The sequence below is a fragment of the Streptomyces sp. 150FB genome, from assembly GCF_000818195.1.
GTDB lineage: Bacteria > Actinomycetota > Actinomycetes > Streptomycetales > Streptomycetaceae > Streptomyces.
In genome coordinates this window covers 6742158-6756728 of record NZ_JTHL01000001.1, presented here as the reverse complement: position 1 = coordinate 6756728, position 14571 = coordinate 6742158, and the positions used below count along the sequence as shown (strand labels likewise).

At 72.1% G+C, this 14571-nt stretch carries 7 protein-coding genes; all 7 read right to left on the bottom strand.

Going from position 1 to position 14571, the window contains the following annotated elements:
* The coding region (locus QR77_RS29165; RefSeq protein WP_160310964.1) for a type I polyketide synthase at positions 1-6266 on the bottom strand (6266 nt) is incomplete at its 3' end.
* Positions 6267-6461: 195 nt separating this feature from the next.
* A complete protein-coding gene (locus tag QR77_RS29160; protein ID WP_150130459.1) occupies positions 6462-9560 on the bottom strand; it encodes a non-ribosomal peptide synthetase in 3099 nt (1032 codons plus the stop codon).
* A gap of 251 nt (positions 9561-9811) precedes the next feature.
* Positions 9812-10900 carry a Gfo/Idh/MocA family oxidoreductase gene (locus QR77_RS29155; protein ID WP_078877286.1) on the bottom strand — a complete coding sequence of 363 codons (1089 nt, stop codon included), beginning with the start codon at positions 10898-10900 and terminating at the stop codon, positions 9812-9814.
* Between the two features lie 205 nt (positions 10901-11105).
* Positions 11106-12296, bottom strand: a complete 1191-nt coding sequence (locus QR77_RS29150; protein WP_040024995.1) for a macrolide family glycosyltransferase — start codon at positions 12294-12296, stop codon at positions 11106-11108.
* A 2-nt stretch (positions 12297-12298) separates the two neighbouring features.
* Positions 12299-13159, bottom strand: coding sequence for an ABC transporter permease (locus tag QR77_RS29145; protein WP_040024994.1), 861 nt, complete (start codon positions 13157-13159; stop codon positions 12299-12301).
* Positions 13156-14070 (bottom strand): ABC transporter ATP-binding protein, encoded by a 915-nt coding sequence (locus QR77_RS29140; protein ID WP_078877896.1) that lies wholly within the window; start codon positions 14068-14070, stop codon positions 13156-13158. The genes QR77_RS29145 and QR77_RS29140 overlap by 4 nt, the downstream gene beginning before the upstream one ends.
* A gap of 5 nt (positions 14071-14075) precedes the next feature.
* Positions 14076-14570, bottom strand: coding sequence for a hypothetical protein (locus tag QR77_RS29135; RefSeq protein WP_040024993.1), 495 nt, complete (start codon positions 14568-14570; stop codon positions 14076-14078).
* Between the last annotated feature and the right edge of the window lies 1 nt (position 14571).

Here is a 14571-nt window from a genome sequence, read left to right as displayed (position 1 = left end):
GAACGCCCCGACCGCACACTCCCCCGCACAGCCAGACCCTCAAGCCCAGCCACCAGCTCGCCACGATCCGCACCCAGCACCACAGCCCGGTGCTCCAGAGCCGCCCGACCACTCGCCAGCGAGAAGCCGACATCCACCGGGTCGGCCTCGGCGCCGGCAGTCCGTAGCCGCGCCGCCTGCCCGAACAGCGCCTCCTCCGTACGACCGGACACCACCCACGGCACCACCGAACCCGCCAGCCCAGCCACCACCGGCTCAGAGGCCTCCGGCGCCTCCTCGATCACGACATGCGCGTTCGTCCCCGAGATACCGAAGGCCGAGATGCCGGCACGGCGCGGGTGGTCGTCGGCTCTCCACTCGCGGGCCTTCGCCAGCAGTTCGACGGCGCCGGTCGACCAGTCGACACGCGACGACGGTTCGTCGGCGTGCAGAGTCTTGGGCAGCACACCGTGCCGCATCGCCTGCACCATCTTGATGATGCCTGCCACACCTGCGGCGGCCTGCGTGTGCGCGATGTTGGACTTCACAGAGCCGAGCCACAACGGCCGCTCGCCGTCCCGCCCCTGCCCGTACGTCGCGAGCAGCGCCTGCGCCTCGATCGGATCGCCCAACGACGTACCCGTACCGTGCGCCTCCACCGCATCCACATCCGCACCCGTCAGGCCGGCATCCGCCAACGCCGCCCGGATCACCCGCTGTTGCGACGGACCGTTCGGCGCGGTCAGACCGTTCGACGCACCGTCCTGATTCACCGCACTCCCCGCCACCACAGCCAGCACGGGGTGCCCGTTGCGCCGCGCGTCGCTCAGCCGCTCCACCAGCAGCAGTCCGGCGCCCTCCGCCCAGCCCGTGCCGTCCGCATCGTCCGAGAACGCCTTGCAGCGGCCGTCCACGGAAAGGGCGCGCTGGCGGCTGAACTCGATGAAGGCTTCCGGCGAGGCGATGACGGTGACCCCGCCGGCGAGGGCGAGTGTGCACTCGCCGCGCCGTAGCGCCTGGACCGCCAGGTGCAGCGCGACCAGCGAGGACGAGCACGCCGTGTCGACCGTCAGCGCCGGGCCTTCGAGACCGAGGGTGTAGCTGATGCGGCCGGACGTGACGCTCCCCGCGCTGCCGAGAGCGAGTTGCCCCTCGAAGCCCTCGGGGCCGTCGTGCAACCGGCACAGGTAGTCGTGGTAGTTGGAGCCGATGAAGACACCGGTTCGACTGCCCCTTACCGACTCGGGGTTGATCCCGGCCCGTTCGAGCGCCTCCCAGGAGGTCTCCAGCAGCAGTCGCTGCTGCGGGTCCATGGCGAGGGCCTCGCGTGGCGAGATACCGAAGAATCCGGGGTCGAAGTCGGCGGCCCGGTAGAGGAATCCGCCTTCTTTCGCATAGAACGTACCGGTGTGTTCGGGGTCCGGGTCGTAGAGCCCCTCGATGTCCCAGCCACGGTCCGTCGGGAACGGGCCCACGGCGTCCCGCTCGTCCATCAGCAGATTCCACAGGTCCTCGGGTGACGTCACATCGCCCGGCAGACGGCAGGCCATCGACACGATGGCGATCGGATCGTCGTCCACGGGTGCTGTCGTCGCAGCGACGTCAACGACACTGGCGGGTACGGGAGTCGGCTGGTCGGCGCCGAGCAGTTCGGTACGCAGGTGGCCGGCGAGGACGGCCGTCGTCGGGTAGTCGAAGACGAGGCTGACCGGCAGCCGCAGTCCGGTGGCGGCGGCGAGGCGACTACGCAGTTCGACGGCGGTCAACGAGTCGAAGCCGAGGTCGCGGAACGCACGCCCTGGTTCGATCGCATCGCTCGCCGCGTGCCCGAGGGCCGCTGCCGCGTGGGACTGGACGAGGTCGAGGAGCCGACGCTCCTGGTCGGGGCGGAGCAGGGCCCCGAGTTCGCGGCCGAGGTCGGCGGTGGTGTGCTGCTCCGCCGGGTCGGTGGTGGTGAGAGCCGCCCGGACCTCGGGGAGTTCGCGCAGAGCGGCGCTGGGCCGGCCGAGCGTGAAGGAAGTGGCGTAGCGGTCCCAGTCGATGTCGGCGAAGGCCACGGCCGGTTCGCCGGTGTCGAGGGCCCGGTGGAGCAGGGCGATCGCACGCTCCGGGTCCATGGGCGTCATGCCGAAGCGGCGGGCCGACTCGCCGATCTCGCCGTCGGCGAGTCCGCTGCCGGCCCAGGCGCCCCAGGCGACGGCGGTGGCGGGCAGGCCGTCGGCGGCCCGCTGCCAGGCGAGGGCGTCGAGGTAGGAGTTGGCGGCCGAGTAGCTGCCCTGACCTGGGCCGCCGAGGGTGCCGCCCATGGAGGAGAAGAGAACGAACGCGTCGAGGTCGAGGTCGCGTGTGAGCTGGTGCAGATGGCGGGCGGAGTCGGCCTTGGGCGCGAGGACGGCGGCGGTACGGTCGGCCGTCAGCCCGCCGATGACACCGTCGTCGAGGATCGCCGCCGCGTGGAACACCGACCTCAGCGGCTGCTCCTCCGGTACGGAGGCCAGCAGCGCGGCGACGGCCTCGCGGTCGGAGACATCGGCGGCCGCTACGGTCACCTGCGCACCCAACTCCCGCAGTTCGACTGCGAGTTCCGAGGCCCCCGGCGCGGCTGTCCCGCTGCGGCTGACGAGCAGCAGGTGCGGGGCGCCCGCACGGGCGAGCCAGCGGGCGAGGTGGGCGCCGATGCCACCGGTTCCGCCGGTGACGAGGACGGTCCCGCTCGGCCGCCAGGTCGGCCGCCCGGTGGGCAGGGGGGCGCGGGGACGGGTCAGCCGACGGCCGTAGGTGCCGGTGGGGCGGATCGCCACCTGGTCCTCGCCCTCGGAGCCGGTCAGGACGGCGAGGAGCTGTGCGGCGGTGCGGGCGGTGACCGTACCGGGCAGGTCGATGAGGCCGCCCCAGCGCTCCGGGTGTTCGAGCGCGGCGATCCTGCCGAGACCCCAGAGGGTGGCCTGTTCCGGGCTGTCCAGCCGTTCCGTCGCCCCCACGGTGACGGCTCCCTGGCTGACACACCAGAGGGGCGCGCTGCTGCCGAGGTCGCCGAGCGCCTGGACGAGGGCGGTGGTCGCCGCCACTCCTGTGGGCAGGGTGGACCCCTCGCGGAACGGTTCCTCGGCAGCGGCGAGGAGACTCAGGACGACGGCCGGGACCGGGGCCGCGTCGGTGCCCGCCGGGTCGAGTACGGCGCTGAGGTGACCGGCGAGGGCCGTACGGTCGGTGGTGTCGGCGGGCAGCTCCAGCACCCGTACCACCCGGCTTTCGTGGGCTGCGAGTTCGGCCAGCAGTTCGCCCGCCCAGGGCCGTACGCCCTCCTCGATCCCCCCTGCGGGGAGGACCACGAGCAGCGGGCCGGCGAGAGTCCCGGTCGTTGTCTCCGGGGTACGCCGCCAGGTCACCTGATAGCGCCAGCCGTCGAGGACGCGCCGCTCGCGACCGTCGCCGCGCCAGGTACGCAGGGCGGGCAACAGAGCTTCCAGGGTGGACGGTTCGACGGCGAGAGTGGCGGCGAGCGCGCCGAGGTCCCCCTCCTCCACACCCATCCAGAAACTCTCCTCCGCCGGGTCCCCGACCGGCGCCACGGGCTCGGCTTCGAGCCAGTACGGCTTGCGCTGGAAGGCGTACGTGGGCAGGTCGACGCGACGGCCCCCGCCGATCACCTGCGCCCAGTTCACGTCCAGGCCCGACACCCAGAGCCGCCCGACGGCCTCCGCGGCCGTACGCTCCCCGTCCCGGTCACGGCGGGACAGAGGCACGGCGGTGGCGTGGTCCTCCGCCAACTCCCCGGCCATCGCGGTCAGTACGCCGTCGGGGCCGACCTCCACGAAGTGCGACACCCCGCTCTCGGCCAACACACCGACACCGTCGGCGAATCGGACGGCCGAGCGGACCTGCGAGACCCAGTACGCGGGAGACATCAACTCCTCGGCGGTGGCCATGCGGCCGGTGACGTTGGAGACCACAGGCAGGCGGGGCGCCCTGAACTCCACGCCCTCCAGGACCGCGCGGAAGTCCTTCAGCATCCCGTCCATACGCCCCGAGTGGAACGCATGGCTCACCTTCAGCCGCCGCGTGCGACGACCCGAATCGGCGAAATGCCTGACGACGCGCTCGACCTCGGACTCGTCACCCGACACCACCACCGACGCGGGCCCGTTGACAGCCGCGATACACACACCATCGGCCAGCAACGGCAGGACATCGTCCTCCGACGCCTCCACCGCCGCCATCGCACCACCGGCGGGCAACGCCTGCATCAACCGACCACGCGCACCCACCACCCGGCACGCGTCGGCCAAAGACCACACACCGGCCACATACGCGGCGGCCACCTCACCGATCGAATGCCCCAGCAAATAATCCGCCCGGACACCCCACGACTCCAGCAGACGAAACGCAGCGACCTCGAAGGCGAACAACGCGGGCTGCGTCCACCGCGTCTCATCCAGCCCCTCACCCCCGAACATCACCTCCCGCAGCTCAGGACCGAACCCTCCACACACCTCGTCCAACGCAGCAGCGAACACCGGGAACGACGCGTACAGCCCACGCCCCATCCCCGCCCACTGCGCACCCTGACCCGTGAACAACACCGCCGTGGCGGCTTCACCGTCCACTTCGGTCAGGCCCTCGATGAGCCCGGCGTTCGGCTCCCCATCCGCCAACGCCGTAAGCCCTGACAGGAGTTCGTCCCGTACGCTGCCCAGCGCCACGGCACGGTGTTCCAGTGCCGCCCGGCCCGTGGCCAGGGAGTACCCGACGTCCACCGGGTCGGCGTCCCCCGCGAACGCCAGCAGATGCCTGGCCCCTGCGCGGAGTGCCTCCCCGGACCGTGCCGATACGAGCCAGGGCACGACGACCGCCCCGGAACGCCCGCGCTCCGAGTCGGTACCGGCTGCCCACACGGTCGCCGGCGCCTCCTCCAGGATCACGTGGGCGTTGGTCCCGCTGGCCCCGAACGCCGAGACCCCCGCCCGGCGCGGGCCGTCCTCCGACGCCGACCACGCGCGCGCCTCCGTCAGCAGCTCCACCGCGCCGGCCGACCAGTCCACGTGCGAGGACGGCTCGCTGACATGCAGCGTCTTCGGCAGCACACCGTGCCGCATCGCCTGCACCATCTTGATGATGCCCGCGAGACCCGCCACCGCCTGCGTGTGGCCGATGTTCGACTTGAGGGTGCCGAGCCACAACGGCCGCCGCGCGTCCCGCCCTTGGCCGTACGTCGCGAGCAGCGCCCGCGCCTCGATCGGGTCGCCCAGCGACGTACCCGTACCGTGCGCCTCCACCACGTCCACATCGACGGCCGACAGACCGGCGTCGGCCAGAGCCTCGCCGATCACCCGTTCCTGTGCGGGGCCGTTCGGGGCCGTCAGGCCGTTGGAGGCGCCGTCCTGGTTGATCGCGCTGCCGCGTACCACGGCCAGTACCCGGTGTCCGAGGCGCTCCGCGTCCGACAGCCGCTCGACCAGCAGCACACCGACGCCTTCTCCCCACCCCGTACCGTCAGCGTCGTCGGAGAAGGCCTTGCAGCGGCCGTCGGCCGACAGGCCGCGCTGGCGGCTGAACTCGACGAAGGACCGCAGGCTCGCCATCACCGTGACGCCGCCGACCACGGCGAACCCGCACTCGCCCTGGCGCAGCGAGCGGACGGCCAGGTGCAGGGCGACCAGGGACGACGAGCACATGGTGTCGACGGTGATCGCGGGGCCGCGCAGCCCGAAGGTGTAGGCGAGCCGGCCGGAGAGTACGGCTGCCGCCCCGCCGGTCAGCAGGTGGCCCTCGACCTCCTCGGGTGCGGTGGTGAGGGTGGCGCCGTAGCCCTGGGAGCTGGCGCCGACGAAGACGCCCGCCTGGGTGTCGCGGAGCTGGTGCGGGTCGATGCCCGCGTTCTCGAACGCCTCCCACGCCGCCTCCAGCAGCAGTCGCTGCTGCGGGTCCATGGCGAGGGCCTCGCGCGGCGAGATGCCGAAGAACGCGGCGTCGAAGGCGTCGGCGTCGTGCAGGAAGCTGCCGGTCCTGGCGTACGTACGCCCGGGGCGGCCGGGCTCCGGGTCGTAGACGGCGTCGATGTCCCAGCCACGGTTCGCCGGTACGGGGCCGACCGCCTCCCGGCCTTCGGCGACCAGGTCCCACAGCTCGTCGGGGGAGGTCACGCCGCCGGGGAAGCGGCAGCTCGTCGCGACGATCGCGATGGGTTCCCTGGCCCGGTCCTCCGTCTCGCGGATCCGGCGGTTGGCGTGGCGCAGATCGGCTGTGACCCGCTTGAGGTAGTCGCGGAGCTTGTCCTCGTTCGCCATTTCTGTTGGCTCCTCGTTCGCCATGTCTGCCGGCTGCTTTCGTCGGCAGCGCGGGGGCGGGAGCGGCGGTCGCTGTCGCGGTCGCCGCTGCCGGGACGTGATCGGTCCGGGTCGTATCGGTCCGGTGGTGTCGGTCCGCTGCTGTCCGGTGGCAGGGTGAGTCGGGTCGGACAGGGTCGGTCAGGTCGAGTCGGGTCAGGCGGGGACGACCGATCCGCTGTCGCGGACCTCGCGGGCGATCTCGGCCACCCGGGCGATGGTGGGTTCGCGGATGACGTCCCCGAGGCGCTCCAGGAATCGGGGCTCGGCCTCGGGTCCGACCACCTGCCGGCAGACGGCGGCGATCATCGAGAGCATCAGCAGCGAGTCGCCGCCGAGCTGATGGAAGTCGGCGTCCTCGCCGAGCCGTTCGGGGTCGATGCCGAACAGGTCCCCCCAGACGGCGGCGACTGCGCCGCCGGTCTCGTCGCGTACGGGGGCGGTGCCGGCGGCCGGGACGAGGCCGGCGAACGGGTCGGGCAGCCGGTTGGCGTCGATCTTGCCGCTGACCGTCTGCGGGAAGCCGGTGACGACGGTGATGGAGGCGGGCAGCATGTAGGAGGGCAGCCGTTCGGCGAGGTACGTGTGGAGTGCGGCCGTGTCGAGCGGGGCCGTGTCGGCGGCAGCGGTGCCCGCCACGCCTGCCGCGCCTGCCGCGCCTGCCGCGCCTGTGGCGTTTCCCTGCACGTACGCGCAGAGCGTCCTGTGCTGCTGGCCCGTACGGCTGCGCGCGATGACGGCGGCCCGCAGCACGCTCGGGTGCTCCTCCAGCACTTGGGCGATCTCGGCCGGTTCGACGCGGTGGCCGAGCACCTTGACCTGTTCGTCGGAGCGTCCGACGTACTCGATCACGCCCGAGGGCAGCACCCGCCCGATGTCGCCGGTGCGGTAGACGCGGGTGCCGTCGGCGAGGTGGCCGAAGCGTTCCCGGGTAAGGTCCGGCCTGCCACGGTAGCCGCGCGCCAACTGGACGCCTCCTATGTGGAGTTCGCCGAGTTCGCCCGGGGCCACATGACGGCCGTGTCTGTCGAGCAGGTACAGGGAGCAGTTCGCGGTGGGTACGCCGATCGGGACGCCCGCCGCCCGGTCGGTCGCCGGGTCGTAGCGGTGCCGGGTCATTTCGACGGTGGCCTCGGTGGGACCGTAGAGGTTGAGCAGGGCGCAGTCCGTACCGAACATCGCCTGTGCCCGTTCGGCGACGGCACGGCGCAGTGCCTCGCCGACGGTGACGACGGTGTGTACGCCGGTGGGCTCGATGTCCAGCTCACAGATCAGTTCGAGCAGGGACGGTGTCATCGACAGGACGGTGGCGCCGGACTTCAGCAGCACTTCGCGCAGGGTGGCGTGGTCCGGCGGGCCCGAGGGCAGCAGCAGGGTGCCGCCCGCGAGCAGCGGCAGAAAGACGGAGGTGCAGGAGACGTCGAAGGAGAGCGAGGTGAGCAGGGGAATCCGGGTTCCGGCGTCGATGCCGAGGTCGCGGGTGGCCCACCGCGTGTAGTTGAGGAGCGCGCGGTGCTCGATCTCGACGCCCTTGGGCCGGCCCGTCGAGCCGGAGGTGTACATCACGTACACCAGGTCTTCGGGGCGTACGTCGGCGTCCTGCCACGGCTCGTCGAGCGTTTCGGCAGCAGGCAGTTCCTCCAGCAGCAGCGACTCGCAGCCCTCCGGTACGGCGGCCGCCGCCCGGCCCGCCTGCGTGCCCTCCACCAGGCAGACCGGCGCACCCGCGTCGCTCAGGTGGTCGGCGATCCGCGCGTCCGGGTGCTGGGCGTCGAGCGGCAGATAGGCGGCGCCGGCCCTGAGGATGCCCCAGATCGCGGTGATCGCGGCGGTCGAGCGGTCGGCGAGGACACCTACGACCTCGTCGCGGCCCGTTCCCCTGGTGCGCAGTGCGTGCGCCACGGCCCTTGAGCTGCGCTCCAGTTGGGCGTACGTCAGGTCACCGTCCGGGCCCTCGACGGCGACGGCGTCCGGGGTGGCCCGGACCTGCCGCGCGAAGAGCTGGACGACGGTCAGGCCGTCCGGCAGCGGCTCGGCGGTGTTGTTGCCGGCCCACCGGCGGTGGGCCGCCGGTGAGAGGCTTTCCGCCAACCGGTCGAGCAACTGCCCCGCCCGCTCGGCGAGTCCGGGGCCGTTGTGCCAGGTGACCGTGATTTCGGTGTGTCCACCTGACTCCACCATGTCGAGTTCCACCGGCCCCCCGACCGGCGACATCGACAGGGAATAGAGCGTGGCGGCCCGGAACGTGTCACCGCTGTAGTCGGCCAACTCGGCGCGGCCGATGTGCGAGAGGGAGGCGTCGGAGGGGTACTGGCCGGTCCGTGTGACCTCCGACTGGATCCCCGCGTTCATGGTCCTCAACTGAGGCATCGGGACGTCAAGAATCCGCGGGTCGAGCCGGGCCGGCGAGTCGGCGGAGTCGGAGAGCAGCGTCAGGAGCTGCTGGTGGGTGGTCTCCCAGGGCTGCCCCGCCGGTACGGCGAACGGCAAGCTGTGCGAGAGGCTCGCCGTGGAGCGTACGTCCGGGGCGTAGCGGCGCAAATCGACCGGTACGGCGAAGCGCGCCTGGTCGGAGCCGACCTCGTCGGCGATGGCCGTGGCGAACTTGGCGACCAGGCCCGGGTGGTAGCCGTCGACGGTGCGGCGGCGCCAGAAGACGCGGCGGGCTCCCTCGGCCGCCTCGCCCGTGGCGGGTCCGGAGCCGAGCAGCGGCGGGCGGTCCATCACGGGCGGTTCGAGTGTGACGCCCGCTTCGAGCGGGGGCAGGACGTCCGTCTCGGTGGCGGTGTCCCCGGCGCCGACGAGGGGTTCGCCGCGCAGCGCGCGGAACACGTCGGCCGCCCACAGCAGAACGCCGTGGGCGTCCATCACCGCGTGCGAGGCGCGGAACACAACAGAGGTGGCCGCCGGGCCCGTGATGAGCAGCACCTCGCAGGTGTGGCCCCCCTCGTCGGCCAACGGCGCGTGGAGTTCGGCGAGTTCGGTGATCTCCGTACCGTCGGGGAGGGTGAGCGTCCGTACGGTGGGAGGCACCGCGGTGTCGGCCCAGAACTGGCCGTCGCGGGTGAGCCGGGTGCCGGGGACCGCGTCGGAGGCGGCCACCACCGCGGTGGTGAGCCGGTCCGCCGTCAGCGGTCCTGTCCCCTCCACGACGATGTGCAGGACGGGAACGGTGCCGCGGGGATGCCCGGCGATCCACCATTCCACGGGCGACACCGGTCGCCGGAACGGCTGCTGCTGTTGAACGGCTGACACGTCGGTCTCCCTCTTCGCCGCGTGCGCGGCGCGCCGTGAGCGACAGGCTCCCGGTCGCGCCTTGCCCCGCCTGATGTGACCGAGTATCTGTCCAGGAACGGGCCGGTGGCGGGGCGGCCGGGATTCTCTAGGAGATCCCTTAGCGACCTGATCCGCTGCCCGACGGGTCCGGCCGTGCGCCCGCCACAGGCAGTGCCATCGGCCCTGCCATCGGTGGTGCGACCGGCCGTGCGACCGCCGCCCACCGGCGGTTACTTGGCGCTGACGCGGACCGCCACGCGCTGGATCTCCTCGACGAGTTCCATGGTCCGTACGGTCTGCGCGCACCGCTCCGCCTCTTCCGGAGCCCCCGCGCCACGGCCGGCGAGGGCTGCCCCTGCGAAGGAGCCGATGCTGTTCTCGAACTGGTGGTCAGGCGGCAGCCTGAGCTCCTCGCTGCGGTTCTGTTCATCGATGCGCAGCGTCGGCGTCCAGGTCTCCATCGGGGTGAAGGCGCGGTCCAGATACATCCGTCCGGTGCTTCCCCACAGCGAGTACCAGGAGCCGTAGGCGTGTTCGAAGCCGAACTGGATGTCGGCGAGCACTCCGTCGGCGGAGGTCAGCAGCGCCTGTCCGGCGACGTCGATGCCGCGTTCCCCGTCGATCCGCAGGGTGGCGCCTGCCACGTCCAGCGTCTCGCCGAGCAGGAGTTGAGCGGCGCGGATCGGGTAGAGGCCGGTGTCGAGGAGGGCTCCGCCGCCGAGGTCGGGGACGTAGCGGATGTCGTCGGCGGGCAGCGGCGGGAAGCAGAACGCGGCGCTGAAGGACCGTACGGTACCGATCCGGCCGGCGGCCAACAGCTCCTGGACCGTGCTGTGCTGGGAGTTGTGGAGGAAGGTGAAGTTCTCCCGGAGCACCAGGCCGCGCTCGGCGGCCTCGCGGGCGAGTTCCCTGGCCCCCGCCGCCGAGTCGGTGGCGGGCTTCTCCACCAGCAGGTGCTTTCCGGCCCGCAGCACCTCCAGGCCCCAGGACAGGTGCAGGGAGTTGGGCAGCGACAGGTAGACGGCGTCGACGTCGTCGCGGGCGAGCAGGTCGCGGTAGTCGGTGGCGGCGGCGCAGCGGAAGCGTTCCGCGAACCGCGCGGCCTTGAGCGGGTCGCGGCTGGCGACGGCGGTGAGTGTGGTGCGCGGGCCCGACAGGACGGCGGGTACGGCGCGCCGCCACGCGATGGCCGAGCAGCCCAGTACGCCGACGCGGAGCCGGCCATCCGCCGAAGAGCCACCCGCCGGAGAGCCATCCGCCGGAGAGCCATCCGCCGGCGAGTTGTCCGGCCGCGCGCTCGCTGAAACGTTCCCGGTCATCCGGGCCCCCTCACGTCCGGGCGGCGCACACCGTACGCGCACCGCCGTCCTTGCTGACCGTGCCTTGGAATATCCGGAGTGCCCCGAAGACCCGGCAGACCCCGGCGACCCGGAAGACCCGTGTCCGGTCGTCGCGTTCGGGCGGCGCCGGCACGGCCGCCCTCGCCGTACCCGGCCCACCCGCGCCGCAGTCTCTCCCCCGCGCTCATACGGCCGCCCCGTCCCGCAGTCGTGCCTCGATACGGTCGGCCGCGGCCGGTGCGCCGCCGGCGGCCCGGGTCTCGTCGCGCAGCGCGCGTGCGCGGCGCAGAACGGTGTCGTCGGCGAGCAGGTCGCGTACGGCCTCGCGCAGTGTGTCCACGGTCAGGCCCGCCGGGTCGAGGGTGCGGCCGATGCCGAGTTCGGCGATCCGGTCGGCGTTGGCCTGCTCCTCGGCCATCTGCGGTACGGCGAGCATCGGCACCCCGTGGTGCAGCGCCTCCATGGTGCTGCCCATCCCCGCGTGGGTGATGAACAGGTCGGCGTGGGCGAGGACGTCGAGCTGTGCGACGTACCGGTGCACCTCCACATCCGGTGGCAGGGCCCCGAGTCCGGCCGGGTCGACGCCGTCGCCGACGGCGATCACGACCCGGCCGCCCAGTCCGCCGCACGCCTCGGCGCAGGTGCGGAAGAACTCCGGCCGCTGGTTGTAGATGGTGCCCAGGGTCACCAGCACCAGCGGGCCTTCGAGGTCGGCGGGGCGCTGCCAGGTGCCGAGGAAGCGGCGCGGGTGCAGGCAGGGGCCGACGAAGTGGTAGCTGTCGTCGAAGGTGTCGCCGCTGTACTGGAAGGCGCGCGGGATGAAGACCAGGCTGTCCTTCCCGGCGCCGCTGAGCAGGTCCTTCGGCGGGATCGACGAGCCCAGGTCCCGGAGGGTCTTGCTGAGCCGGACGAAGAACGTCCAGAGCCGTGGGCTGAAGGCGCTGAACCTGGTGTAGCGGTCCGAGATCGACCAACTGTCGTTGGAGACGAGCATCGGGCAGACCTGGACGGACGGGGTCCCCCAGTGCTCGGCGAGCAGCCGGCCCCACCAGGCGCCGTTGTCGTGGACGACGAGGTCGGGGCGGTCGCCGGCGAACGCGTCGCGGAGTTCGGGGTAGAGGCCGGCGGTCTCGGCGAGGCTCGCCGACATGGCGTCGATGAGGCTGCGGCCGGTGAACTTGAAGGAGCGGAAGTCGCCGGCGTGCTTCTCCTCGTACCGCACGATCCTGGTGCTGACCTCGGCGACCCGCTCGGCGTAGTCGTCGGTCGTCGCGTACGTCACCCGGTGACCGCGCCGCAGCAGTTCGGCGGCGACACCGAGGGTCGGGTTGATGTGGCCGGAGGACGCCGGGGTGAAGAAAGCGATGTGGGCCACCGTCAGCCACCGTTCCTGGTCTTGGTCCAGCGGAAGGTCATGGTGCACAGCAGCAGACCGACCACAACCCACGCCGACAGGACGACGGCGACCCAGCCGAGCTGCCAGCTCCCCGCCGCCTCGTGCGAGGCGAAAGACGCGGGCAGCAGCACCGAACGCAGGCCCTGGCACATCCACTTCAGCGGGAACACCGAGGCGATCCACTGGAGCCAGGAGGGGAGGTTGGTGAAGACCAGCGCGGCGCCGGAGATGAACTGGAGTACGAAGGCGAACGGCGCGACCACGGCGGGCGCGGCCCGGCCGCTGCGCGGCACCGACGACAGCGCGATCCCGCACAGTGTGCAGGCGGTGGTGCCCAGCAGGCCGACCCAGGCGAAGGTGATCCAGCCGGCCGAGCCGCGCGGAAGGTGCGTGCCGTACACGATCATCGACACGGCGAGCAGGACGCCCGTCTCGACGAGGCTGGTCACCAGCACCATGACGATCTTGCCGATGAAGTACGAGGAGCGGGGCATCGGCGTGGCGGCGAGCCGCTTCAGGGCGCCCCGGTCGCGTTCGATGGCGATGGAGATCGCGAGGGTCTGGAAGCCGGTGACCATCAGTCCGGTCGCGATGACGCCGGGCACCAGGTAGTCGCTGTACGAGACTCCCGGCGTGATGTCGCCCCGGAACATCGAGCTGAAGATGATCAGGGCGAACACCGGGAACAGCAGCGAGAACACCACGGTCTCGGTGCCACGGAAGAAGACCAGCACCTCCATCAGGCCGCGGTGCCCGCCGAGTACGAGGACGCGCCGCAGCCCGGCCTGCGGGCGCGGTGCCCGCGGGCGCGGGGCGAGAGCGGTGGCGGAAGGGGTGGTCATGATGCCTCCGTACCGGCGCCGACTGCGCCGATCATCTCCAGGTAGACGTCCTCCAGGGTGGGCCGGGCGACGGTGAGCCCCGGGGCCTCTCCGGCGAACGTGTGGTGCAGGTCGGCGATGACCTTGGTGGGGGCGGTGGTCCGTACGCTCTCGGGCCCTCCAGGTCCGGTCCAGGTGACGGTGGCCACCTCGCGGTCCCGGCCGCCCAGCGTCTCGGGTATCCCGACCTCCAGGATCCTGCCGCCCACGATGACGGCGACCCGGTCGGCGAGCTGTTCGGCCTCCTCCAGATAGTGCGTGGTGAGCACGATGGTGGTGCCGTCGTGGACGAGCTGCCGGATGAGCGCCCAGAAGTCGTGTCTGCTCTGCGGGTCGAAACCGGTGGTCGGCTCGTCCAGGAAGAGGAGTTCGGGGTTGCCGACGATGCCGAGGGCCACGTCCAGGCGGCGCTGCTGGCCGCCGGAGAGCTTGTCGGTGCGCTTGCGGCGGTGGGAGGTGAGTCCCACCAGTTCGATGAGTTCGTCCGGGTCCCGCGAGTGCGGGTAGTAACGGGAGAACTCGCGCAGCACCTCGATGACGGTCAGGTCCTCGAACTCGCTGGTGCTCTGGAGGACGACACCGATCCGGGACCGCCACCGTTCGGGGGCCCGCCAGGGGTCGCTGCCCAGTACCCGTACGGTGCCGGCGTCGTGGCTCCGGAACCCTTCGAGGATCTCGACGATCGTGGTCTTCCCGGCGCCGTTGGGGCCGAGCAGGGCGAACACCTCGCCGCGCCGCACGTCCAGGTCGACGCTGTGCACGGCGACCGCCTCGCCGTAGAGCTTGCGCAGTCCCCGGATCTCGATCACGGGGTCGCCGCCCGCCGCGGACCGCTCACCGGGCGCCACACCGGGCGCCGTCCCTGACACCATCCCGGTCACCGGCTGCCGCTCGACCCGATGGCGGCGGCCACGGCCGTGACTGTCCTGTCGCCGCAGCGCCGGGCCAGGACGGCGAAGCACGCGGCGAGTGTCAGCCGGTCGCGTTCGGGCCAGTCGCCCCAGACGGCGGCCCTCGCGGGGGTCCGGCCGTGGACCGGGACGGTGATCACGATGGAGGCGCCTTCCGAGGTGAGTGTGCCGGTGTACTCGCGCCGGTGGCGCAGGAGTTCCCAGCCCAGCGAGGTGCCGTCGGGCGCTGTCGCCGTGGGCGGCTCCAGCCGGATCAGCGGGGACCCCTCGTCCCCGGCGTACGCCGCCTTGCGGCGCAGCCGTCCCACGCTGTGCAGATCCACGCTGCCCCAGTCGCCGGACATCTTCCCCGTCCGCACTCCGCGGTCGGCCGAGAGCAGGCCGCACGACCGCCCGCTCTCCTCGACCAGGACATATTCGCCGGCCGAACTCCCGGGACTGAGCGTCAAGATGGTGGCCATG